Source organism: Ferviditalea candida (genome assembly GCF_035282765.1).
Classification (GTDB): domain Bacteria; phylum Bacillota; class Bacilli; order Paenibacillales; family KCTC-25726; genus Ferviditalea; species Ferviditalea candida.
Genome location: NZ_JAYJLD010000014.1, coordinates 69,072 through 93,053 on the forward strand (window position 1 = coordinate 69,072; position 23,982 = coordinate 93,053).

The following is a 23,982-nucleotide window of genomic DNA, read 5'->3' on the forward strand; positions in this document are numbered from 1 at the left end:
ATCGTATTTCTAATTCCATTGGGTTGTCTCCGATAAATGACCAAGCCATCCGTGGATTTATAGTTTATGGCTTCTCATTCAAGAGCGAATTCCATAGAAACGATCTTGTCGCAATCAATCTGCAGATTGCTTGCCAAACTTCGGCAAACACTGTTGAAATGATCAAAGACTTCATATTGAATTTGAATGGCTGCAATCATGTCAAACGATGTCTTGAGCGATCCAAGCTCGTTCATCCGATAGCAACCGTACAAAAAGAAGGTCTGGAAATATTGGGGATGCAAATGGGGAGACATAAATTGAAAAATTTCTTTGAAATTATTTTCATAGACTTCACGAAGCTGTTGGCGAACCGCGGAAAAATCGGCCTGCTCCGACAAAGAGATCCACCGTTCGCACCTTGCCATGCTTTGAGCGGCCTGCTTGCCAAGTGCACGGTAAACGGCGATGTATTTTTTCAGCTCCGCCTGCAGATCCCGCAATTTATTTTTTCTTGCCGTCCAATCCAAATTCGCCTTATTGTCGCGAATCAACGCATCCAGACTAAAGGGCGGACGATTCCTGCAGTATTGCTCAATCGCATCCGCCAGCTTCATGCAAACCGTTCCTTGGATTTTGGCCCCGCTTTCCGTCGTATTAATGACCGCAGCCTGTGAAGTCTGCGCGATCATCTGCTCGAAGATCATTTTGAATTCATACCAAATCTTGTTTGTGGCAATCTGTTTGCCGTCATTGCTTTCCACAAAGATCACAGGCTCGGATTTGAGTTTTTCGACGATATCCTTCAGCCTTTCCTCCGAATAGATCGATTGTCTGCTGTGGGTCGTTCCGTCGGTATCATAGGCAAGATCCTGCCCGACCAGCACGATCGGGTTCGCTCCCATAAATACCGCAGCCTCGTAGGCAAAATGGGCCACACTGGTGCCGCCGTAAAGCCCGCTTCCATCGCCGATCAGCCGATTGACAAATTGACTGCTGTGTTCCTGACGAAAAACGGGGATTTTCGGACCGGCAAAGGAGGAGAAGATTCTCGGATCGGCTCCCGAAAACGCAAGCAAAGCCATATTCCGCGGATATTCGGCTTGTTCAAAGTAGAACACATAATCTCTCGAGTTCCGCTCCAGCACACAGATCGCATCCGGTACGACGCCGTTTTTCATCAATGGAACAATCGCCGATTCACAGCATAAGATCAAACCTTTGCCCGCAATTTTTTTTAATTCGGGAAGCTGTTTATCCAACGAAGGCCCGTTTGCTATAATAAATGCCGGAATATTTTTGAATTGATCCTGCAAGCTGCTGAAATACGGATTTTTCAACACCGTCTCACTGTTCTCCACCATGTTGTGAAAGCCCAGCAGTGAATCCTGATGGTCGTTGCCAATTTTAAACAGCTGTAACCGCAGCCGCTCGAAAACCTGCTCCTGAATTTTCAAATATTCGCTTTTGTAGATCCGCGAGTTTGGCGCAAACACAATCGACGGGGCCGTAAAAAAAGCCAAATCCAATGTGGAAATGAGCTTCTGAAAACTTTCGGAAAAATCGTCGAAATCGCCGACAAAGAACACAAATCTGCCGGTCTTTATCATCGGCTCCAAATCAAAATAATGCAGCATCGCGGCAAAAATATGAATATTGCGTTCAAAAACGGCAATGACGTTGTCCTGATGAAGATTCTTGAATACCTCCAACAACGGATAACCGAAACCGCATCCGTAAATAAACAATGTTCTGATCTTGTTGAGCGACAGCCGCTCGGACCAACGCTGCGCCTGGGTCAACGGATCGATACTGTTCAAATGCACAGGAACCCCGTCTTTTCTGACTTTACAGATAGGGTAGCCTGTCGTTGAGGATACGATATCGACAACCTTCCATATGTCATCCGAATCGATTGATTGCATTTGCCGCTTCAACGGAACCGGGAGCAGCCGCAGATTTTTCATAAATGTCTCTTGCCGATTCATCGGGTTCGCCGCAAGCTCCGTCATTCATCTTCACATCCTTTCTTCCATTGAACGAGGAACGGATGCATTTGAAACTCGATCCAGTCGATGATGGCGACGACATCTTTATTCCGGACAAATCCATACAGATCTTCCAAATACGCGAGCAGCCGCTCCTGCCGTTCCCCCAAGCCGTCCAAATGAATTGCGATCACATGCTCCAAATCCTCCAATGCGCGCAGAAAGCTCCCCAAACCGGCGGCATCCTGATCGAGCTTCCAATTTTCAGCGCATTCAAGCATATTCCCGTCCAACTGTTCCAGTTCCTGTAAAGCATTACGTCCCATTTGAACGAATTTCCTTTCGCTTCGTTTTTTGTTTGCGGATGACAGCCATCCCGTATTGCGGAAGCTCTTCAAATTCGATCTGACAATCCGGGAATGTTTCCATCAGTTCCGTCAATCCCAGACCCTTAGTGGTATAGGACAGAAACGGTTCCAATTGCTTTTCTGCGTCTTTATGCAGATTGGCAGCAATGATGATTCCATCATCGGAAAGCACTCTCAGCATTTCCCGGCCGGTTTGTCGCAGCATGAATTCATCCAAAATATGCATCAGCATACCGAAGCTCACAATGATGTCAAACCGGTTATCCCCAACAGGAAGCTCATTGGGATAGGTTTCCAGCCAGTTCATTCCGGGCGGTGACGAGTTCCTGGCCAAGTCCAGAATTGATTTCGAAAATTCCGTACCGGTTAGTCTTTCGGGCATCGCCCCCCAATCCAGAAACTTGCTCAGCCACCAACCGTCCCCACAGCCTACATCCAGTACATGAGTCCGCTTCAGATCACGGAAGCCACATGCCCCAAGTTTTTGCATAATTGTTTCTTGATTCACAAGTTTTTTGAATGATAAGTAAAAACCGAAAAGGCTCAAATCAACCTCCATCCACTCCTTCAATCGTCTTGTCTCTTCGTGAATCGCTTCCTTCTTCTCTTGCTCGGCAATCTTTTCCGGATTCGGTACAAACTTTTTCCATCCGAATTGTTGATACCAATATAAATTAATAGGAATCTGATTCATCATCGCCTTGATGATTTGATGAAAGCGGGAGACTTTATATTGGGTTTCCATGAGTTCTTCCTGGGACCACAGGACGGAATTTAAGCCTGCGGCTTCTTTTCGTATATGCCCCAGCAGTTCTGCCAGTTGACCCTTCATCGGCGCAACCCTCCCTTCATGTCGTATCATTTTATTTTGGCTGCGGTGAGAAAAATCGGGCATTTGGATTACAGCTGCAAAAATGATGAACAAACCCATGGATGGGTGTCTTATCACCCAATGACCAAAGTCGATACATTATAAGCAGGAACTTTTGAGGGAGAGATCGTATGTGCGGCTCAAGCTGTAATACTGGAATTTGTTGCGGAATTCATGAAAATCTGGTGCAAGATTGCGTGGAATGCAGATGGGTGATCTATGACCAGACTCCTCAGGTCATTTATCAGTCGAGTGAAATCGTCTCCGCCTCCGGATCGATCGAGCAATCCAGCAGTACCGCGGGCATGACCCAGGTTACGATGACATTCTCGATAGGCGAAACTGTCATAAAGAATTTTACGTTGACCAACCGACAATGTTTGGCTTTTACGGTGATCGGATTCGACACGATTACATTACACGGAAATGGCGTTTCACCATTGGAAAGTGCTTCCGGAAGGCTCTGCATCACCCCAAGATATCCGGCGTTTTAGGGCGCGCGATGCCTTTATCCGTAAATTGGACCTTCTGCCGAGATAGATGTCCAAACATAGCCGTGCTGATGGAATATATATAGGATTAATCGGTGAACCGGCTATACCGGAGGGGGGATAGCGATTAAAAAAACAAACAGTCGGCAAATCATAAAGCAAAAAACGAAAGTGATCCAGGTCAATAAACAATCGACCATTGTGAACGTCGGCCGTCCTTGCAAATTCAAAAAAAAACGCTTTCGAAGAGTCCGAACAACGCTTGAAAAAATATGCGGCCGGATATTTCAAGCCTGCGACTCAGAGCCCAAAGTTTATTTCAGAGCTGTCGATCAACGACCCTCCGCGGTCATACAGGTGGAAAACAAATCCGCTTGCACAATGAAAGCCGTCGTCCAGCTGAATGACAACCGCAGCTTTACGCAGATCATCGAACGGGAGCAGCAGGTTTCCATCGATGTCCCTTCCATCCAATATTTGAAAATTGAGTGCGATGGGGATACAGGCGGCTACTGCAGGGGATTTTATACGTTATGTTTGCGCCGCAAAGTAAGATGTTGACAGGCAAAATGAGGGATGCCTCGATGAAGCTGGGTCTCGGGACCGTTCAATTCGGATTGGATTACGGGGTTTCGAACAAGAAGGGTAAAACGCCTCCGGAAGAGGCGTACGATATTCTGGAAGCCGCCCATCGGCTGGGGATTCGGGTCCTTGATACAGCCGCTCTTTATGGCAGCAGCGAAGAAACGCTGGGACATTGCCTCCTGCCTCATCACAACTTTAGCATCATCACAAAAACGCCGCAATTTTCCTCTCCGACTCTTGCCCCTTTTGACGCGAAGCTGCTGGTAGACACTTTTCACCAATCTTTAACGAGAATGAGGCAGAAATCGATTTATGGCCTGCTCATCCATCAAGCGGATGATTTATTGAAAGATAACGGACATTTGTTGGCGGAAACCATGGTTCGGCTCAAACAAAGCGGGTTCGTCGAAAAAATAGGAGTTTCCGTTTATACGGGCGCGCAGATTGACCGCATATTGGAGCTTTATCCTGTTGACATCATTCAACTGCCGCTCAATATTTTGGATCAGCGCCTGCTGCTCAGCGGCCACTTGAGCAAGCTCAAAAAGTCCGGTATCGAAATTCACGCCCGTTCCGTGTTTCTGCAAGGCCTGCTGCTCATGAATCCCGCACATCTCCCTGAATATTTCAGTCCCGTAAAAAAACATCTTGAACATTTCCAACTTTCCATGCGCCGAATCGGAATATCCCCGAAACAAGCGGCACTGCAGTTTGTGATGGGAATCAAGGAAATCGATACCGTTCTGTGCGGGGTCAACAATCGCGCTCAGCTCTTGGAATTATCGAACCTTGCAAGACTTCCGTCGGAGCCATTGGTTCCGGAACGCTTCTCGATATCGGACGACACGATCTTGAACCCTTCCAAGTGGCGAATTGACACTCATTCATGAAAAACGCAGAGTCGACAAAATGAAGGTGAGCATCCATGTTTCAAAACAAAAGAATTCTGATAACCGGAGGCACTGGCAGCATCGGCAAGGAACTCGCCAAACAACTGCTTTCCCGCAATCCCGCCGCCATAAGAATTTTCAGCAGGGACGAGTACAAACAATTTGAAATGGCGCAAGAATTCGGCGCCACCCAAAAAATGAGATTTTTGCTTGGCGATGTCAGGGATAAAGACAGGTTGTCTTATGCCGCCAAAGATATTGATTTCATTTTCCATTTGGCTGCACTCAAGCAGGTTCCGGCCTGCGAATACAATCCGTTTGAAGCGATTCAAACCAATGTCATCGGGACGCAAAATGTGATTAAAGCGGCGCTTGAACATAGCGCAACCAAAGTATTATTGACCAGCAGCGACAAAGCGATTAATCCGACCAATACGATGGGAGCATCGAAATTAATCGCCGAAAGATTATTCATTGCGGCCGAAAATTATAAAGGATCCAATCCGACGGTATTTACGACCGTTCGTTTCGGGAATGTGATCGGTTCACGGGGTTCAGTCATACCTTTGTTCGTAAAACAAATACTCCAAGATAAAAAAATAAGGGTGACTCATCCGGATATGTACCGCTTCATGATGTCCGTCTCCGAAGCTTGTCAATTAATGCTTCAAGCAATGACGAAGGCTCATGGGGGCGAAATATTTGTTTTGAAAATGCCTGTCGTCCGGCTGGGGGACTTGGTTCAAGCGATATTGGAACTGGTAGAGGAAAAATTTTCCATAAAAAAACGGGAGATACAAATCGAAACGATCGGACTTCGCCGCGGCGAAAAAATGATTGAAGAATTGATGTCGGAAGAGGAAACGTATTTAGCGACGGAACATGATAACATGTTCACGATTTCCCGAGCTAATGATCGCCCAAGCAAGCCGCCGCCCCGTTTCAATCGTCGTGCCGGTCAAGCACAAAGCAAAAAGCTTCCTAAAGAGACGATCAAAAAAATAATCATGGAGCAACTGCATACCATGGATATCGAGAGTTATCTGCAAGGTGAGCCATAAGATGAGGGTTGTTTTTCGGGTGGATGCCTCCGCGCAACTGGGAACCGGCCATCTCATGCGCTGCCTTGCGCTGGCCGATGAGCTGCGGTCGAAGGGGGTTGAAGTTTCTTTTATTTGCCGGGAACCTTCCGAACACCTTTGCGACGATGTGGAACGAAAAAGAGACTATCGTTTGCATCGGCTGACTCAAGCCGCGCCGCAGTCGGATGCCGAAGAGACGAAATCTATTTTGTCTAGAGAGCGGCGGGTCGATTGGTTGATTGTCGATCACTATGGCTTGGATGCTCAATGGGAACAACAGATGAGACCCTATGTCAGAAAAATCATGGTTATTGATGATTTGGCAAATCGTCCGCATGACTGTGATCTATTATTGGATCAAAACTTCTATATCGATATGCATGCGCGATATGAAAATCTGTTGCCGAATCAGTGCCGGAAATTGCTGGGTCCGGAGTATGCGCTGCTTCGTCGGGAATTCAAAGCGGCTCGAAAAGATCTAAAAGAGCGAAACGGGAAAATTCGCCGCATTTTGATCAGCTTTGGCGGAAGTGACCCGACAAACGAAACGTTGAAGGTTCTTCAAGCCATTCGACTTTTGAAAAGAAATGATATTTCCATCGATGTCATCGTGGGTATAGAAAGTCCGAATAAGGAGCAGGTAAAAAAAATCTGTTCGCAAATGCAACATGCAACTTTCCACTGCCAAGTAGAAAACATGGCTTATTTCATGGCGAATGCCGATTTGGTTGTCGGTGCGGGAGGCGTTTCAATGTGGGAACGCTGTTTTCTCGGATTGCCGTCCATCGTTGTGGTGACCGCCCAAAATCAAAAAGATGCCGCATCCGCCGCCGCCAAATCCGGAGCGATCTGGAATTTGGGTTGGCACGAAAACGTTGATCCCGCCATGCTGGCTTCAACGATCCATAGAGCGTTAAACAGCCCCAATGATATTAAGAGAATGGCGGAGCGCGCAATCCGTTTAATGGAAAATGCGGAAACAAGCAAAGACTCCCGGGTGGTCGAGTTCCTCATCGAGAAACCTGTGCTGAAACGCGAACATTATCGGCTGAGACCGATCACGGAAGAAGATTTGGAAAAAGTCTTAACATGGCGGAACTCCGAGCGTATTCGCGCAAATATGTATACCGATCATATCATTTCCGAGTTCGAACACAAAGAATGGTTTCAAAAAATTAACAACGATCCTGCAGTTGCCTGCATGCTTTATGAGATCAAAGGGGTACCTGCAGGGGTCATTCATTATACAAATATTGATAGACGAAACCAAAAGTGCGAATGGGGATTTTATTTGGGTGATCCTGATTTGCCGAAAGGAACTGGAATCATCATGGGCTATTTGGGGGTGGAATATGCCTTTGAAAACATGGGAATCCGGAAACTGTACGGCGAAGCGTTCGCATTTAACCGGGCCAGCATCAAATTTCACCGCAAACTCGGATTTGTCCAGGAAGGACGATTGACAAAGCATATCCGCAAAAACGGTCAATACGAAGATGTTCTCCTATTCGGGCTGCAACATGAGAAGTGGTTGAGTTTTAAAGCGCAGCTGGCGCATTGTGTTTTTCATATTCCCAATGAGTAAGGAGTTTCGATGGATACCATTCAAATTGCGGACAGGAAGATTGGACGGGATCATCCGCCGCTGATTGTCGCGGAAATGTCCGGCAATCACAACCAATCCCTTGAACGGGCTCTGGAGCTGGTAGAAGCGGCGGCCAAGGCGGGGGCACACGCATTGAAGCTGCAAACTTATACGGCAAATACCATGACATTGGACCTTCAACAAGGCGATTTCTATATTGACGATCCCAATAGTCTTTGGAAAGAAAGATCTCTCTATCAATTATATCGGCAGGCTTATACCCCATGGGAATGGCACAAACCCATTTTCGACCGCTGCAAAGAACTGGGTCTGATCGGATTCAGCACGCCGTTTGACGTAACCGCGCTGGCGTTTTTGGAATCTCTGGATGTTCCATTCTATAAAATCGCGTCCTTCGAAAATACGGATATACCGCTGATTAGAAAGGTCGCCGCTACCGGCAAGCCTATGATCCTCTCTACGGGCATGGCGACCTTGGCGGAACTGGAAGAATCGGTTCAAGCCGCGCGGGAATCCGGTTGTCGCGATTTGATTTTGCTTAAGTGCACCAGTTCGTACCCGGCTTCCCCGGAAGACAGCAATATCGCGACGATTCCGCATATGAGCGGATTATTTCAATGTCAAGTCGGAATATCCGACCATACCCTCGGCATCGGAGCCGCGATTGCCAGTGTTGCCATAGGTGCGACGGTGATTGAAAAACATCTTGCCCTTTCCCGCGATTGCGGAGGGGTGGATGCCGCCTTTTCCCTGGAACCCCATGAAATGGCGGCGCTGGTGGAGGAAAGCAAAAGAGCGTGGCAAGCTTTGGGAACCGTTCATTACGGTCCCACCGAAAAAGAGAAGGCTTCCCTCCGGTTCCGACGCTCCCTATATGTTGCAAGTGATATGAAAGCGGGAGAGGTTTTTACTCCGGACAACTTGCGGGTTATTCGGCCCGGTTACGGTTTGCCGCCTAAATACTATGACCAGCTGCTGGGCAAACCGATTAAACGGGATGTGAAGAAAGGAACGGCCGTTACCTGGGAATTCATTTAAAATGGCGCGAAAAGAGGAATCGCTTATGAATGTTCTAATTACCGGCGGCGCGGGATTTATCGGACGTTGGACGGTTAAAACTTTATTGAACAAAGGACACGAGGTTTGGATTCTTGATAATTTATCCAACGGAAGAACTGAAAATTTGCATGAGTTTCAAGGTCATCCGCATTTAAAAGAAGTGATGATCGGGGATATCAAGGACCGGGAGCTGATTCGCAATCTCCCCTTCGCCTCCTTCGAAATCTGCATCCATCTTGCCGCCTCGATCAATGTTCAGGACAGCATTGATGATCCGGAAACCACTTTTGCCAACGACGCGCTGGGAACTTTCCTGCTGTTGGAGGAGTGCCGCAAACATCGCACAAAGATGGTATATATGAGCACTTGCATGGTTTATGACCGTTCCTTTGATGAACGGGGAATCGCCGAAGATCATCCCGTGAAACCCGCATCTCCCTATGCAGGCGCAAAACTCGCCGGGGAGAATATGGTGCTTTCCTATCATTATGCCTATGGATTGCCGGTGGTCGTGCTCAGGCCATTTAACACTTACGGACCATTTCAGAAATCCGGGGGAGAAGGAGGGGTCATTCCAATTTTCATCCAAAGAAAACTTGCATCCGAACACCTATTAATTAACGGGAATGGGGAGCAAACCAGAGATTTTTTGTATGTGGAGGATTGCGCTGATTTTATCATTCTGGCGGCGGAATCGGACCGTGTGAACGGCGAGATCTTGAATGCGGGCGTTGGGCGGGATGTGACCATCAATCATTTGGCGGAAATGATTGCGGGGAATACGCGGCAAATTCGGCATATTCCGCATATTCATCCGCAGAGTGAAATCATGAAGCTCCTATGCAATAACAGAAAAGCGGATGCATTATTAGGTTGGAAACCAAAAACGGCTTTGTCCGAAGGCCTGAAAATCACTGAAGAATGGTTGAAAAATCAGCGGCGCTTATCCGATTCGGGTGAAGGTTAATGGGCACATTGGCCTTATTCGGCGGCAAGCCCGTCAGGGACAGCTTTCTCCCATACGGTCATCATTGGTTGGATGAGGATGATATGCAGCAGGTCGTCCAAACGTTAAAAAGCCCCGTCATTACCCAGGGGTCCGTCGTAGAACAATTCGAGGAGGCGGTTGCCGACTACACGGGTGCCAGGTACGCCGTGGCTTTTTCCAGCGGAACCGCGGCTTTGCACGGAGCCTGCCATGCGGCGGGACTGGAGAATGGGGACGAGTTGTTAACCTCGGCCAACACCTTTGCAGCCAGTGCGAATTGCGCCCTTTATGTCGGAGCGCAACCGGTGTTTGCGGATATCGACCCACGCACGTACAATATTGATCCCGGCGGGATAGAGAATCGGCTCAGCGAACGGACAAGGGCGATCGTCCCGGTTGATTTTTCCGGCCAGCCGGCCGACCTGGATCCGATCATGAAGCTTGCCGAAAAGCACGAGCTGGTGGTCATCGAAGACGCAGCCCATGCGTTGGGGGCGCTGTACCGCGGCCGGAAGGTCGGGACCCTGGCGGATATGACCATGTTCAGCTTTCATCCGGTGAAGCTGGTTACCACGGGTGAAGGCGGCATGATCGTCACGGATCATCGCGAATGGTATGAGAAATTGAAGAGTTTCCGAACGCACGGGGTCAGCAAAGAACCGAGTCGCATGGGCAGGTATGAGGGCCCATGGTACTATGAAATGAACGATTTGGGATACAACTACCGCATGACGGATTTTCAAGCCGCCTTGGGAGTAAGCCAGATCAAAAAGATCGATCGCTTTTTATACTTGCGCAATCAATGGGCTCAGCTGTACCAACAAGCATTTTCCGGGATAGACGGCATTATCCCGCCCTATCAACCCGATGATATCCGTTCGGGCTGGCATTTATACGTCATCCGATTGGAATTGGAGAAACTCAAAACCGGAAGAAAAGAAATATTCGAAGCGCTGCGTGCGGAAAACATCGGGGTTCATGTGCATTATCTCCCGGTATATTGGCATCCGTACTATGAAAAACTCGGATATCGGAGAGGGCTCTGTCCGCAAGCCGAGGCGTATTATCAGACAGCGATCACGCTCCCGTTGTTTCCGAAAATGACCAAAAGCGATGTGGAAACGGTGGTTGAGGCGGTGAAAAAAGTCGTTCGTTTTTTTCGGAAATAAGCGATAAACACATGCAGGAGGATTATCGTGGACAAGATGAGTATCCTGAACAGAATCAAAGAGTTATACGATCGGAATAGTAATATCTTGAAGTACTTAAGAAATTTGGATGCTGGCAGCGGCAACTCTGTCGGGGATATTGCAATCAGCTATGATTTTCAGGCCGGAGTTTATACCGAAGCTTATAAAAAAGATCCCGCTTTTCGAAACGAATTCGGTTGCCGCTTGGCCAAGATTATTCAGAGTCTTGGGCATTTTTCTTCATTATTGGAAGTCGGTGTCGGGGAAGCGACAACGCTGGGACCCACACTCAAGCAATTTAAAGCCGCCCCCAAGCAGTGTTACGGTTTCGATATTTCATGGTCGAGAATAAAATACGCAAGGAAATTCCTGAGCGAAATCGACTCTCGCGACATAGAGCTCTTCGTCGGCGATTTATTCCGCACTCCGTTGAAAAACAACTCCATAGAAATCGTTTATACGAATCATTCCATCGAACCTAATGGAGGGAATGAGCGTGCGGCATTGGAGGAACTGTATCGCATTACGAACAAATATTTGATTTTATTGGAGCCGTCCTACGAATTTGCAGACGAGCAAGCCAGAAACAGAATGATCGAGCACGGCTATATCACCAATCTGTATGCAACGGCCAAAGAACTCGGATACGACATCATCGAGCACCGATTATTCGATATCTCCGTCAATCCGCTTAATCCCACAGGACTGATGATCATCCAAAAGCAAGAACACGGCACGATCGCGGAGCCGTTATGCTGCCCGATAACCAAAACGGATTTAATCAGAAGGAATCATGCGCTTTTTTCTCCGGAAAGCTTGTTGGCTTACCCGATCATCGATGATATTCCGTGCTTGCTGCAACAAAATGCGATTGTCGCAACCAAATTTTTGGATAACCAGTAACCTATGGGGGGCCGGAAAAATGGAACTGCATAAATTATTCGATCTTACCGGAAAAAATGCGATCATTACCGGCGGAGCGGGATATTTGGGCAAGTCCATCTCCGAAAGCTTATCGGAGGCAGGGGCGAATGTTTTTGTGGCAAGCAGGGATTTGGAGAAGTGTACGGCTTGGGCCTCCCAATTATCCGGCAAGACTCGCAACTATGCTGAAGGCCGGAGGTTGGACATCTCCGACGAGCTTTCAATTCAGTCTTGTTTTGAGGATATTTATGCTAGATTCGGCACAATTGACATTCTCGTGAACAATTCCTCGTTTTCCTCCCCGGGCAAGGTGGAGGAATTGACGGAAAAAGCATGGAACGATGGCATAGACGGAACGCTGAACGGAGTGTTCAGATGTACGAAATATGCGCTTTCTTATATGATGGCCCAGCGAAAAGGCGTCATTCTCAATGTGGCTTCCATGTATGGAGTCGTATCTCCAAATCCGGAAATTTACGGAACAACCGGCTTTGACAATCCGGCAAATTACGGAGCTGGGAAAGCCGGAATCATCCAATTCACCAAGTATGTCGCATGTCATTACGGCCGATTCGGCATCCGCTGCAACGCGATTTCCCCGGGACCGTTCCCGCAGGAAGACGTTCAGAAGAATCCATGGTTTATGGAACAATTGAGCCGAAAAACCCCCTTGGGGAGGATCGGTCGACCGGATGAACTGAAAGGAGCAGTCGTGTTCTTGTCTTCGGAAGCGTCCAGCTATATCACGGGGCAAAATATTTGTGCCGACGGAGGCTGGACAGCTTGGTGAACGGGAAGAAGATCATCACAGTCATCCAAGCGCGGTTTAACTCCGCAAGGTTGCCCGGAAAGGCGCTCTTGGATCTATGCGGCAAACCGGTGCTGGAAAGAGTTGTCGATCAAGTGAGGCAGGCGAGTCATTCCGGAGAAATTTGGGTCGCCACTTCGGATCAGAGTACGGATGATCCGATCGCGCGCACCTGCGACAGATTGCATGTACATGTCCATAGAGGAAGCCTGAGTGATGTTCTGGGGAGATTCTGCGGAGCCGTTCATCAGTCGCAAGCCGATCTCATCGTTCGGGTAACGGCCGATAATCCGTTAACGGAACCCCGATTCATTGATGCGGGAGTTCTTCAAATGATGGCAGATCGGTACGACTACATCTATTTCGAGAACATACCCTACGGTTCGGGGGTGGAGATTATTACCAAGGAGGCTTTATTTGCGTCTGATCGAATGGCCTTGGATGCACAGGACCGGGAACATGTCACTTCCTTCATGAAGCGAAATCCAGGCCGATTTCATATCGGCAGATTTTCCCCTCCGACCCGACTATCGCGCCCCGACATTCGGGTTACTTTGGATACCGTGGAGGATTACATCCGGTTATTTCATATGTTTCACCATTTCGGAAACACCACCGTGACTTTGGAAAAAGCCATCGCTTATTTGGGTAGAGGAGCGCAATAAAAAACGCGGTACGGTCCAGGAGGAGAGCTGTCTTTTGGGTGTACCCCCGTGACGATAAGACGCGGTACGGAAAGTCCGGAAACGGTCGTTTGCGGAAGCAATACGCTTTCCGGCTTAAATGAGCAGCGAATAGCCGATTGTGTGCGTCTGATGTCGCGCAAACGCTCTAAATGGGTCTGTCCGGCCGGATATGACGATCCCGATGTATCTGATAAAGTCGCCAACATGATCGTAGGAGGTCTTCATTTTGTTTGAAAACAAAACGATACTGATTACGGGGGAAACCGGATCCTGGGGCCAGGAATTAACCCGCAGCCTGCTCGCTTTCAAGCCCAAAAAATCCGCATCTTTTCCCGGAATGAATTTGCCCTGGTTGAAATGTCCCGGACCTTCCATGCCCATGCGAACATAGAGTACCTTATCGGCGACGTGCGTGATTTAAGTGCAGTAAAAACCGCGTGCAGCAAAGCCGATTACGTTTTTCATCTGGCTGCCTTGAAGCATGTGCCGATCGGTGAAGCCCAACCGCTGAAGGTGCTGAATACCAACGTTTACGGAACGGAAAACATCATTCAGGCAAGCATGGAACAGGAAGTCCAAAAAGTCATTTATGTTTCCACGGATAAAGCCGCCGCCCCCGTTAATCTGTATGGCTTTGTTTGCATCCGGGCCGGTAATGACGAGTTTTTTCCTTACGCTTGCCGAAGCGATCGATTTGCTTTTGAAGGCGGCGCATACAGCAGTGGGCGGAGAAACATTCGTGTTAAAAATGAACGCTTGCCGGATTTATGATTTAGCCCATGTTTCAAATTCGATGCGAACTATTATGTCATCCTTCCCGATCAACCCGAACGGCATCTCACGATCCGCACATCCATCATCGGTCCGGAACTGCGCCGGCACGGCATCGGGTTTTTTCAGCGGTTCATGCGGCAAACCGGTCCGGTTCATGGGTACAGCTGTGTGTTCTGGAACGGCATCACCACACTCCAATTAGCCAAATCGATCCATTCGATCCTGTACCGGCCCATTAGCGGACTCGTACACTTGTGTTCGCCCGGCAAGATATCCAAATACGACCTGCTTCAATCCATCCAACAAGCCTTCAACAAAAAGAGATGTTACGATTCAAGCCTATGGCCTCATTCAATCCGACAAGAGCCTGATGAATACCGTCCCGATTTCAATTGCCCCGTCCCTGCGTATTCAAGCATGCTGGCAAAGCTGCCGACGTGGATGGAATCACCGAGAACCCCCCCCATATTGAAAGCCCCCCTGACAATGTGTCAGAGTGGGCTTTTTTCAACCGTATCAGATCACGGCCCTGTATTGGTTCAGCCTTTCTACAATCGCCTGGCCGATCTGGATGGATGCCGTCGCCGCCGGAGACGGCGCGTTGCAGACGTGAATGCTTTTTCTCCCGTCGATAAAGTAAAAGTCGTCCACCAGGCTGCCGTCCGGCTTCAGCGCCTGAGCCCTCACCCCGGCAGGAGCCGGGATCAGGTCCTTCTCCTCAATTTCCGGTATCAGCTGCTGCAGGCTGCGGACGAACGCCCTTTTGCTGTACGAACGCACCATCTCCTCCATGCCTTCGCGCCAAAATTTCGAAGCCAATTTCCAAAACCCGGGGTAAGCCAGCACCTCGGCCAAATCCTTCAGCGAGATGTCGGTCTTTTTGTAGCCCTCCCGCTTGAAGCTGAGCACCGCATTCGGCCCCGCTTCGACGTGGCCTCCGATCATCCTGGTGTAATGGACGCCCAGAAACGGGAACGAGGGATTCGGCACCGGATAGATCAAATGCTTGACCAAATGTCTTTTCTCCGGCACAAGCTCGTAATATTCACCGCGGAACGGCACGATTTTCATGTCCGGTTCGATGCCGCTGCTGCGGACGACACGGTCACTGTGCAAACCGGTGCAGTTGATCAAGAAGCGGGCGCTGAAGTCGCCTTTGTTCGTCTCGACAACGACGCCTTCGCCGGTTTCCAGGATTTTTTCCGCCCTTGTGTTCAGCATCAGGTCCCCGTCATTTTCCGCGATATACCTCGCAAAGGCATGCGACACCTGCTTGTAATTGACGATTCCCGCCGAAGGCACTTGGATCGCCGCCAGACCGTATACATGCGGCTCGATTTCCTTCAGCTCTTCAGCGCCGATTTTCCGCACATTCAATCCGTTATCCAGCCCGCGTTGAAACAAATTATCCATAAGCGAAAGCTCCTCCGGCTTCGTGGCCACGATCACCTTGCCGCATATCTCGTGCTCGATCTCGTGGGCCCTGCAAAATTCAATCATCGAACGGTTACCTTCGCGCGCGAATTTCGCTTTGTAGCTCCCCGGCTTGTAATAGATTCCCGAATGGATCACGCCGCTGTTATGGCCGGTTTGCTGCTTCGCCCACTCATCATCCTTTTCAATCACCAGAAGCTTTGCCTGTGGATGACTATTGAGCAGGGCGTAACCGGCAGAGAGACCGACAATCCCCCCGCCCACAATGATATAATCATACATACATTCCTTCACCCCTCCTTCTTTTTTATTCAAATGATTAGCTATTTCGGGAAAGGGATGGCACTCCACCGCTGTTGAAATTCAAGAACCCTGCACGCCGATCGTGAATCCGCCGGTTTCACGGTCATGCAGAATGCCGCGAAGCGTGCTTTCCAGCTCTTCGCCAAACAATTCTTCGTCTTCCCGGCCAATACATACCGCATATAAGGAATATATTCCAAATTTTGCGGTCCGATGTCGGCATATTGCCGTAGAAATTCCTGCAAACGCTCTTGATTCAATTCGACGTGGTACAGTCTTGTGTGGTCAGAATGCGGAATGACTTTGAATCCGGGATGGGTTTGGACGAATTTCCGGGTTTGAACGAATTTCATTTCAGGCAAAGCTTCTTCCATTTTCATCATGATGCATACCTCCAATCTAATTTTAGTGAAATAGAATAGAAATATATATAGAAATCCCCTTTCGAGGCTTTCTGCATAAAAAAACCAGTCACACCCCTACCCTTGGGAAAGGCGCAACTGGTTTACGATCTGCTTCATGACCGCTTTGATCCTCTCAAAGCTCAGCAGATTTTACAGTTGGTTTGCTTATTTTTATAGACTCGAGAATGCGGATCTATTTGTCAGATACTGATTCTGGAGTATAATATCTTTACAAGTTTGGATCATGCCCAAAAAACACGCAGCAAAAGAGGTGAATCATGATCAATAATACTTACTTTATCGCCGGACACGCTAAGCTGCCGCAAGGCATGGCGGCCAAAAGCGTGTTTGATACACTCACCATCACCGCGGAAATCGACGCCAAATACGGTGTCATTCTGGAAGCTTCGTGCACATTGGCAACCGAACACGGCAAAAGCTATGTAGGTCAATTATTAAGGGGATTCAGCCTGCGCGAAGGCATCGCCGAACCGATACGGGCTTTGCAGCATCATTACCGGGGCAGGGCGGCCAACGCCTTGATCGCCGCTTTGAAGGATCTGCATATGCAGTATGAGCAGTTGAATCTTTCTTGAGGTACGGTTAGAAAATTGAAACGGACCCCGATCCGTAATTCGGGGTCCGTTTATTTTGGGTTCAGTCCTTCATTCAAGTTCACTTTCAGAGCTGATTTTTAAATAACGGATATTTGGTGCTTTATTTTGCAAAAACTTACCGTTCTCTCAGGAGATAAGGGAACTTCATTCCTCTAAATTGGTGGAGATCGCTATTCCCCCCCTATTTAAGGGAACCTTTTTCCCCTATTAAAAAATCCGCTTAATAATTAAGCAATATAACAGAACAAATTTCCTCTATTCACATTCGTGACATTGGAATCCAACCTCATCCAACCGTGAATCGCAAATCTATTACCTGTACTCTCTCGGAATCTTCCGGGCCACGCCGGTTTCGATTGCGGCCCGAATAACACGGTCGCGGACAACCTCTACTACTCTTTTATTAAATACGCTCGGAATGATATAGTGCTTGTTCAATTCATCCTCGCCAACAATAGAAGCGATTGCCTCCGCGCTGGCCAGCTTCATTTCTTCGTTGATCGTCGAAGCGCGGCAATCCAAAGCTCCCCGGAAAATACCCGGGAAACACAGCACATTGTTGATCTGGTTCGGATAATCCGATCTGCCCGTCGCCACAACGGCAGCGATGTCCTCGATTTGCTCCGGAGCAATTTCCGGAGTAGGGTTGGCCATCGCAAACACGATCGGATTGGGGGCCATTGTCAGGACGTCCTCCCGGCTGATAATGCCTCCAGAAGACAAACCGATAAAAACATCCGCTCCCTTCAATGCGTCCTTGATCGATCCGTTGATGCCTCTTTGATTGGTGTTTTCCGCAAACCACTGCTTCATCGGATTATTGCCGAACTGATCCATCCGGTCCTTGGAAAGAATGCCTGTCCGGTCGATTCCGACGATTTCCTTGACGCCGGCGGCGAGCAGAATTTTACTGCAGGCAATCCCTGCCGCGCCTACTCCGGCAACGACGATTTTAACATCCTTGAGCGTTTTGCCGGCCAGCTTCAGGGCGTTGATCAACCCCGCATACATGACGACTGCCGTACCATGCTGGTCGTCGTGGAAAACCGGAATATCCAATTCCTCACGCAGCCGTTCTTCAATTTCAAAACAGCGCGGGGAGGAAATATCCTCCAGATTGATCCCGCCAAAGGCAGTTGCAATATCTTTTACTGTACGGATGATTTCTTCCGTATCCTGCGTCTCCAGACAGATCGGAAAGGCGTCGACATTGGCAAATTGCTTGAACAGCACCGCTTTTCCTTCCATAACCGGCATGGCTGCGCGGGCACCGATATTCCCGAGACCCAGCACTGCGCTCCCGTCGGATACGACAGCTACCGTATTTCTTTTGATGGTCAAATTGAACGCCTTTTCCGGATCCTCATGAATCGCCATGCAAACCCTTGCAACATCAGGCGTGTAAACACGGGACAAGTCGTCACGGTTTTGAATCGGGGTCTTCGGCACCATGGACAGCTTGCCGCCCAGATGAAGCAAGAAGGTGCGATCGGAAACATGCACCAATCTCACATCGGACATTTGGCCAATGACCTCGATAATTTTGTCGACATCCCCTGCATCTTCCACATTTACGGTTAAATCTCGGGTAATCGTATCCTTGCTGGAGCCAGCAAAGTCCATGCCGACGATGTTGCCCCCGGCTTTCGCAATCATGGTTGCGACTTCTCCGAACTTGATCCGGTCGGTACTCATTTCCAAACGCAGAATCACATTTTTACCGCCCAGATATCCAGTTGGATTTGAATCCATTTCCATCCACATCCTCGAATAAGAATAATTACCGCTGAATTTACAACCATGATTTCATTGTACCTAAGAATATATAATATCTCTGTCAGGATTTCAATGGAAAGTTCATTGAATTTTTGTTCTTATTCGAACACTTTACATCCCTGCTCCAGCGCTTGCCGAATCGTTCCATTACATTCTCCGGAACAATCGGCTTTAACAAATAAGCTTTTGCGCCAAGTTTGATCGCTTCAAAAACCTTGTTCCTTTGATTAAATGCACTGATGCCATTTTACCTGGAGAAATGCCAATTCCCGTATCCGTTACAGCGATCTCTATTTGACTGCCGATTCTCGAGGCGGAAATAAGAATGGTTCCCCGCTCCGTAAATTTAACCGCATTGCCGATCAAATTATTCAAAATTTGCTGAAGCCTGTTTTCATCCGCGAGAATGAAGATGCCCCGCTGCACTTCGTTGAACATTTGCAAGCGCTTGCTGTCGGCCAGCGGTTCGATGATTTTCAGGGCGACGTCCGCAGCCTGATGCAAATCGACAGGCTTCAAGTGCACGTGAATGTCCTTATGCTTTAATTTTGAAAAATCCAGAATGTCATTGACCAGGCTGCTCAATCTTTTGCAGCTTGACACAATCAGCTGAAGATTATATACGGCCCTCTGCGGCAATTTGCCGCCGATCCCGTCAATCAGCGATTCGGCGATCCCGATAATTCCGTTCAGCGGGGTTCGCAGCTCGAGAAGTATTGGCCAGAAATTCATCCTTGAATTTGTCGAAGACAATCAGTTTCTCCGACAGCCGCTCGACATCCTGGAAAGCTCTTGAGAATTTTTTGGATAAAATAACCGATTGCGAGAAAATAAAGAACAGCAGTCCGAATTTCACCAAGGAATCCTTGTCCAAATATCCGAGGCTGGCCAGCATATCGTTGATCGCCGTCAGGAACAGAACCAAAAAACCCGCGATAAACAGCCTTGCTCCTTCAAGCCTCCGACGAACAGCGCGGATCAAAATATAAAGAACATAAATCAGCCAGATGACGGACAAGATCTCGTAAGAAAGAAGCGTCATATCAAAAATTTTTGGCGGCGCCGCAAGCACGATCAATGACCAGATGACCCCGGCTGACAGCACAAAGCGAGCATTTTCCGGGAAAATAATTCGTCGTACAGAGAATACACCAACAGCATCAATGTCGGCACTGCCCAAATAAAAGGATAAATACAGCATTCTGACATAGCCGTACCAATTGATCCAAGGAAAAATATCCAGCAAAAACACTTCATCCACCAGCATTACCCTGAGTGCCAGCAGCAAGCAAAAAATACCGAAATATAAAGGCGCCTTGTTCTGCGTCCGCAGCGCAAACAGCACCAAATGGTAGACGGCCATGATGAGGATAAGCCCAAAGGCGAACAATTCGCAAGCCAAGCTGATTTCCCTTTGATTCCGGATTTGCTGGTACGGACCAAACTCGATGCTGTTCATGCCGCCCGTCGTCCAGACAAAATTGGAAATCTGCAGGGTGATCACATTGTCACTGCCGGTCTGTCATTCACCCATAGCTTGTAGGAGATAAATACATTTTTCAATCTGCTGGCATACAGAAGGTCGGGACGATCCGTAATCACCTTCAGACGCATCGTGGCATATCCGTCGCCGGAAAGCTTCGTTCCGTTCACCTCCGTATCCTCCCATAGACCCGGAACGGAGATCAGGCCTGTCGGCATCGGATGTCCATGGTCAAAATCCTCGGGCGTCAGCAATCGATTCCAATACATTTCCCGCTCTCTGTCCATGGCCACCGTACCCTCGCCGGAGAAATCCCATTCGGACAAATCCAGCACACCGTTGACCGCCAATGGGGGACTTTTATGGGAAGCTTCGGCGGATGCGCACCCGGACAGCAGCACAAAATGAAGAAAAACGATGAGTAGAATCAAATTGTTCTTTTTCAAGGCGGGAATAACCCCGTTTGTCAAAATTTGAAAAAACCGTCTGTTCCTTTCTTATTTTATCAGACTTCCGGACTAATTTGGCGAACAATTTATGAAATTGTCGAAATTCTCTTCACAAAAAAATCCGGTTTTTTTCTATCCACGGCTACATATGGATATCCTAAGAGAGTTGAATACCCTGCAATAGATTGCAGCCTTAGGGAGGAAGAAGGTCTTGTCGAATCATGGTTTAAACTGGTTTGAAAGCCGGTATCCGGAGTTTGCCGGTTATCCGGTCGCTTATTTCTCGGCGGAATTCGGCATTCACGAATCGCTGCCGATTTATTCCGGCGGGCTGGGTATCCTTGCCGGGGATCACTGCAAATCAGCCGGCGACCTGGGGATTCCCCTCGTCGGCATCGGTTTGCTGTATAGATGCGGATATTTCCGCCAGAAAATCGACGCCCAAGGGAACCAGCAGGCTGAACTTCAAGCGGCGGATTTCAGCAGTCTGCCCATTCGTCCTGTCCTGCAGGACGGCAGCCATCTGCGGGTTTCCGTCGATTTTCCGGGCAGACCTGTTCATCTGAAGGTATGGGCCGCCCAGGCCAATCGGACACAAATCTATTTGCTTGATGCCGACGATCCGGCAAATACCCCGGAAGACCGCCAAATCACCAACCAGCTGTATGGAGGGGGAAGGGAGACCCGCTTGCAGCAGGAAATCCTACTTGGTGTCGGCGGGGTCAAAACGCTGAATGCGTTAGGCATAAAGCCAGGTCTGTTTCACCTGAACGAAGGCCATGCGGCATTTGCCGCACTTGAGCGGCTGCGAAAATTGCTGCATGACGGGCTCCCGTTCAACGCGGCAATGGAAGCGATTCGCGCCGGAACGCTGTTTACCACGCATACTCCCGTGCCCGCCGGTCACGACGTCTTTGACAAGCATCTGTTTTTGCAATATTTTCAAGGCCGGCATGAGGAGTGGGACGCAAATATCGAGCGATTGATCGATTTGGGATGGGATTCGGAGAAAAACGGCTTCAACATGACCTATCTTGCCTTGAATACGGCGACGAAACGCAATGCGGTCAGCAAGCTGCACGGCCGTGTTTCCAGGGAGATGTTCCGTTCCTTTCATGGAGGAATCGATGCCGAGGATGTACCCGTTGAATCGATTACGAACGGGGTCCACCTGAACACCTGGATGGCCGCTCCGCTCAGGCAGCTGCTTGAGCGGCATTTGCCGGCAGATTGGCGGGATCGAATGTCGGAGTCTGAGCAGTGGAACGGTGTAGAACGGATACCGGACGAGGAATGGTGGGCGATTCACCAACAACTTAAAGCAGACATGATCCGCTTTGTCCGCAGTCGAATCGCCGATCCCCGCGATACCAACGGACAAACGACGGATGTCCCGAGGCAAGTCCGCTGCGATCTGCGAACCGACGTGCTTACCATCGGCTTTGCCCGCCGGTTCGCGGCTTACAAACGGGCAACGCTGCTGTTCAGCGATCTTGATCGGCTCGATCGAATCGTCAATCATCCCGAACGGCCCGTCCGTTTCCTATATGCCGGAAAAGCGCATCCTGCGGATATTTCCGGACAGGACTTGATCCGCGAGGTGCACCGGGTTTCTCAAATGGACCGCTTTTTCGGAAAAATCCTGCTTCTAGAGGATTACGATATGGAGATGGCCCGCTGCTTGGTGCAAGGGGTCGATGTCTGGATGAACACACCGCAGGAATTGATGGAGGCCAGCGGAACAAGCGGTCAAAAGGCGGCGATGAACGGCGTTCTCAATTTCAGCGTGCTGGACGGCTGGTGGGCGGAAGGCTTCGACGGGACGAACGGCTTTGCGATCGCCGATACCGCTTCGCTGTACGATTCGCTGGAACAAAGCATCGCTCCCCTGTACTACCTTCCCGGCAAACGGGAATGGGTCTCGAGGACGAAGCAATCCGTCCGGACATTGGCACCTGTCTATAATACGGATCGGATGGTGCGCGAATATGCGCAAAAATTTTACGTGCCGATCATGGAAAGAAGTTTGTATTTTCAGTCCAAACAATTTGAAACGGCCCGCAGGGTAGCCGATTTCAAAGCATTTATACAGCGCAGCTGGAAGCTGGTGCGCTTCCTGTCGGTCGATGAACGTCCCGTGCCGGAAGGCACATCTGCAAAGGAATCCAAACAAAAGGAGCTCAAACAAATCGAAGCGGTGGTCGATTTCGGTCCGGTTTGGTATAAGGACGCGGTCGCGGAGATCATTTATTATGAAGAAAATGGCGGCCGATGGGATAGGATCATCGTTCCCATGCGGTCCGAGGGCAGCGGCGAGCTCCCGAACCGATTTCGCTATCGGGCGGAAATTCCGCGCTCTCTCCAGCACGGTCCGCATTTCCGCATCCGCTTGCGGCCGGACAGTCCCGACTTCGCGCATCCTTTCGAGCTGCCTTTGGCAACGTGGAGCGCTTAAGGATATCGGAGGACTGCCAATAGTTCATCCTTTACTTTGCCAAGCAGCTCTTGCGTGGCGGCATCCGTCAGCCTTCCTTCCGAATCGAACTTTTCGCGCGCGTTGACAACCTGTACGATCGGCCGGTTCAGCACGTTCATATTTAAGGCGAACATCACATCGCGCAGATGGCTTTGCGATACTCCGACCCCTACAATGGCGGCACCCATAAGCGCGACAGGCTTTCCGGCAAGCCGGGCCCCCAGCGAACGGCGGGATATCCACTCAATGGCGTTCTTCAATACGGCCGTATAGGATAGATTGTATTCCGGCGTGCTGACCACCAGCGCATCGGCGGAATCCAGCAATTCTTTCAGCTTGACTACAGGCTCCGGGTACGGCTGCTCCCGGTCTTCATTAAAAAATGGAATTTCGGAAATATCGGCCAGCGTAAATTTTACGTCCTCCGGAAGCTTCTCTTCAAACGCCAGCAGCAGCCCGCGGTTAAAAGAAAATTTGCGCAGGCTGCCGCACAGACCGACGATGTGCAGGGCAGATTTTTCTCGCTGCATTTGGGGGAACTCTCCTTTTTATTGAAAATCTTAATCTATCTTATCAAAAACAAGCGGCATAAAAAAGCCGGAAGCGCTTCATACTAACCGTGCAAAAGCTTGAGATCACAACAACTATGAAAAAGGAGCCATTCCTGTAATGAAGTAATTTGCCCTTTGAAAACAAAAAGCGCCTCTTGTTATACTGGGAACCGTTCAGCCAAGAACATATCCCATTACGA

Annotated in this window: 24 protein-coding genes and 1 pseudogene; 15 read left to right on the forward strand and 10 right to left on the reverse strand. The window is 49.1% G+C overall.

Annotation, left to right across the window (positions count from 1 at the left end):
* Positions 1 to 74 precede the first annotated feature (74 nt).
* The 3 genes from VF724_RS11210 to VF724_RS11220 are packed head-to-tail and all read right to left on the reverse strand — an operon-like array spanning position 75 to position 3,167.
* The gene (locus tag VF724_RS11210) at positions 75 to 1,991 is read right to left on the reverse strand and encodes a motility associated factor glycosyltransferase family protein (protein ID WP_371754330.1); all 1,917 of its coding nucleotides are present in this window, start codon (positions 1,989 to 1,991) and stop codon (positions 75 to 77) included.
* Positions 1,988 to 2,293: a hypothetical protein gene (locus VF724_RS11215; protein ID WP_371754331.1), complete on the reverse strand. Its 306-nt coding sequence runs from the start codon at positions 2,291 to 2,293 to the stop codon at positions 1,988 to 1,990. The genes VF724_RS11210 and VF724_RS11215 overlap by 4 nt, the downstream gene beginning before the upstream one ends.
* On the reverse strand, positions 2,283 to 3,167 hold the full coding sequence (locus VF724_RS11220) for a class I SAM-dependent methyltransferase (RefSeq protein ID WP_371754332.1): 885 nt from the start codon (positions 3,165 to 3,167) through the stop codon (positions 2,283 to 2,285). Before VF724_RS11220 ends, VF724_RS11215 begins: the two co-directional genes overlap by 11 nt.
* Positions 3,168 to 3,337: 170 nt before the next feature.
* Between VF724_RS11220 and VF724_RS11225 the strand changes: the two genes are divergently transcribed.
* The 13 genes and pseudogenes from VF724_RS11225 to VF724_RS11285 form a co-directional block, all read left to right on the forward strand.
* The gene (locus tag VF724_RS11225) at positions 3,338 to 3,700 is read left to right on the forward strand and encodes an S-Ena type endospore appendage (RefSeq protein ID WP_371754333.1); all 363 of its coding nucleotides are present in this window, start codon (positions 3,338 to 3,340) and stop codon (positions 3,698 to 3,700) included.
* A gap of 198 nt (positions 3,701 to 3,898) precedes the next feature.
* A complete protein-coding gene (locus VF724_RS11230) occupies positions 3,899 to 4,258 on the forward strand; it encodes an S-Ena type endospore appendage (protein WP_371754355.1) in 360 nt (119 codons plus the stop codon).
* Between the two features lie 23 nt (positions 4,259 to 4,281).
* Positions 4,282 to 5,172, forward strand: a complete 891-nt coding sequence (locus VF724_RS11235; RefSeq protein ID WP_371754356.1) for an aldo/keto reductase — start codon at positions 4,282 to 4,284, stop codon at positions 5,170 to 5,172.
* A 35-nt stretch (positions 5,173 to 5,207) separates the two neighbouring features.
* Positions 5,208 to 6,233 carry a UDP-N-acetylglucosamine 4,6-dehydratase family protein gene (locus VF724_RS11240; protein WP_371754334.1) on the forward strand — a complete coding sequence of 342 codons (1,026 nt, stop codon included), beginning with the start codon at positions 5,208 to 5,210 and terminating at the stop codon, positions 6,231 to 6,233.
* A gap of 1 nt (position 6,234) precedes the next feature.
* The gene (pseG, locus tag VF724_RS11245; RefSeq protein ID WP_371754335.1) at positions 6,235 to 7,839 is read left to right on the forward strand and encodes a UDP-2,4-diacetamido-2,4,6-trideoxy-beta-L-altropyranose hydrolase; all 1,605 of its coding nucleotides are present in this window, start codon (positions 6,235 to 6,237) and stop codon (positions 7,837 to 7,839) included.
* Between the two features lie 9 nt (positions 7,840 to 7,848).
* Entirely contained in the window at positions 7,849 to 8,898 is a 1,050-nt protein-coding gene (pseI, locus tag VF724_RS11250; protein WP_371754336.1) for a pseudaminic acid synthase, read from the forward strand.
* A gap of 25 nt (positions 8,899 to 8,923) precedes the next feature.
* Positions 8,924 to 9,886, forward strand: a complete 963-nt coding sequence (locus VF724_RS11255; RefSeq protein ID WP_371754337.1) for an NAD-dependent epimerase/dehydratase family protein — start codon at positions 8,924 to 8,926, stop codon at positions 9,884 to 9,886.
* Positions 9,886 to 11,076 (forward strand): UDP-4-amino-4,6-dideoxy-N-acetyl-beta-L-altrosamine transaminase, encoded by a 1,191-nt coding sequence (gene pseC / locus VF724_RS11260; RefSeq protein ID WP_371754338.1) that lies wholly within the window; start codon positions 9,886 to 9,888, stop codon positions 11,074 to 11,076. Before VF724_RS11255 ends, pseC begins: the two co-directional genes overlap by 1 nt.
* Positions 11,077 to 11,112: 36 nt before the next feature.
* Positions 11,113 to 12,000: a methyltransferase domain-containing protein gene (locus VF724_RS11265; RefSeq protein ID WP_371754357.1), complete on the forward strand. Its 888-nt coding sequence runs from the start codon at positions 11,113 to 11,115 to the stop codon at positions 11,998 to 12,000.
* 19 nt (positions 12,001 to 12,019) lie between these two features.
* Positions 12,020 to 12,811, forward strand: a complete 792-nt coding sequence (locus tag VF724_RS11270) for an SDR family NAD(P)-dependent oxidoreductase (protein WP_371754339.1) — start codon at positions 12,020 to 12,022, stop codon at positions 12,809 to 12,811.
* Positions 12,808 to 13,494 carry a cytidylyltransferase domain-containing protein gene (locus VF724_RS11275; protein WP_371754358.1) on the forward strand — a complete coding sequence of 229 codons (687 nt, stop codon included), beginning with the start codon at positions 12,808 to 12,810 and terminating at the stop codon, positions 13,492 to 13,494. The genes VF724_RS11270 and VF724_RS11275 overlap by 4 nt, the downstream gene beginning before the upstream one ends.
* 48 nt (positions 13,495 to 13,542) lie before the next feature.
* Entirely contained in the window at positions 13,543 to 13,749 is a 207-nt protein-coding gene (locus VF724_RS11280; RefSeq protein WP_371754340.1) for a hypothetical protein, read from the forward strand.
* Positions 13,742 to 14,299, forward strand: a pseudogene (locus VF724_RS11285) (polysaccharide biosynthesis protein); the annotation flags it as partial. The gene VF724_RS11280 and the pseudogene VF724_RS11285, both read left to right, overlap by 8 nt.
* A gap of 506 nt (positions 14,300 to 14,805) precedes the next feature.
* Here the strand turns inward: VF724_RS11285 and lhgD are convergent.
* Both lhgD and VF724_RS11295 read right to left on the reverse strand, forming a co-directional pair.
* Positions 14,806 to 16,005 carry an L-2-hydroxyglutarate dehydrogenase gene (gene lhgD / locus VF724_RS11290; protein WP_371754341.1) on the reverse strand — a complete coding sequence of 400 codons (1,200 nt, stop codon included), beginning with the start codon at positions 16,003 to 16,005 and terminating at the stop codon, positions 14,806 to 14,808.
* A gap of 41 nt (positions 16,006 to 16,046) precedes the next feature.
* Positions 16,047 to 16,409, reverse strand: a complete 363-nt coding sequence (locus VF724_RS11295; RefSeq protein ID WP_371754342.1) for a carbon starvation induced protein CsiD — start codon at positions 16,407 to 16,409, stop codon at positions 16,047 to 16,049.
* 299 nt (positions 16,410 to 16,708) lie between these two features.
* Here VF724_RS11295 and VF724_RS11300 point away from each other — a divergent pair, with 299 nt between their 5' ends.
* Entirely contained in the window at positions 16,709 to 17,026 is a 318-nt protein-coding gene (locus VF724_RS11300) for a DUF3870 domain-containing protein (RefSeq protein ID WP_371754343.1), read from the forward strand.
* Positions 17,027 to 17,359: 333 nt separating this feature from the next.
* Here the strand turns inward: VF724_RS11300 and VF724_RS11305 are convergent, their stop codons facing one another.
* From VF724_RS11305 to VF724_RS11320, 4 genes are all read right to left on the reverse strand, one after another.
* On the reverse strand, positions 17,360 to 18,799 hold the full coding sequence (locus tag VF724_RS11305; protein ID WP_371754344.1) for an NAD-dependent malic enzyme: 1,440 nt from the start codon (positions 18,797 to 18,799) through the stop codon (positions 17,360 to 17,362).
* Positions 18,800 to 18,994: 195 nt separating this feature from the next.
* Positions 18,995 to 19,555 (reverse strand): sensor histidine kinase, encoded by a 561-nt coding sequence (locus VF724_RS11310; protein WP_371754345.1) that lies wholly within the window; start codon positions 19,553 to 19,555, stop codon positions 18,995 to 18,997.
* Entirely contained in the window at positions 19,479 to 20,327 is an 849-nt protein-coding gene (locus VF724_RS11315) for a 7TM-DISM domain-containing protein (RefSeq protein WP_371754346.1), read from the reverse strand. Before VF724_RS11315 ends, VF724_RS11310 begins: the two co-directional genes overlap by 77 nt.
* On the reverse strand, positions 20,324 to 20,752 hold the full coding sequence (locus tag VF724_RS11320) for a hypothetical protein (protein ID WP_371754347.1): 429 nt from the start codon (positions 20,750 to 20,752) through the stop codon (positions 20,324 to 20,326). Before VF724_RS11320 ends, VF724_RS11315 begins: the two co-directional genes overlap by 4 nt.
* A gap of 214 nt (positions 20,753 to 20,966) precedes the next feature.
* On the opposite strand from VF724_RS11320, the gene glgP reads away from it, so the two are divergent.
* Positions 20,967 to 23,210 carry an alpha-glucan family phosphorylase gene (glgP, locus tag VF724_RS11325; protein ID WP_371754348.1) on the forward strand — a complete coding sequence of 748 codons (2,244 nt, stop codon included), beginning with the start codon at positions 20,967 to 20,969 and terminating at the stop codon, positions 23,208 to 23,210.
* Here the strand turns inward: glgP and VF724_RS11330 are convergent.
* Positions 23,207 to 23,761, reverse strand: a complete 555-nt coding sequence (locus tag VF724_RS11330) for an NADPH-dependent FMN reductase (protein WP_371754349.1) — start codon at positions 23,759 to 23,761, stop codon at positions 23,207 to 23,209. The genes glgP and VF724_RS11330 overlap by 4 nt on opposite strands.
* Positions 23,762 to 23,982: the final 221 nt, after the last annotated feature.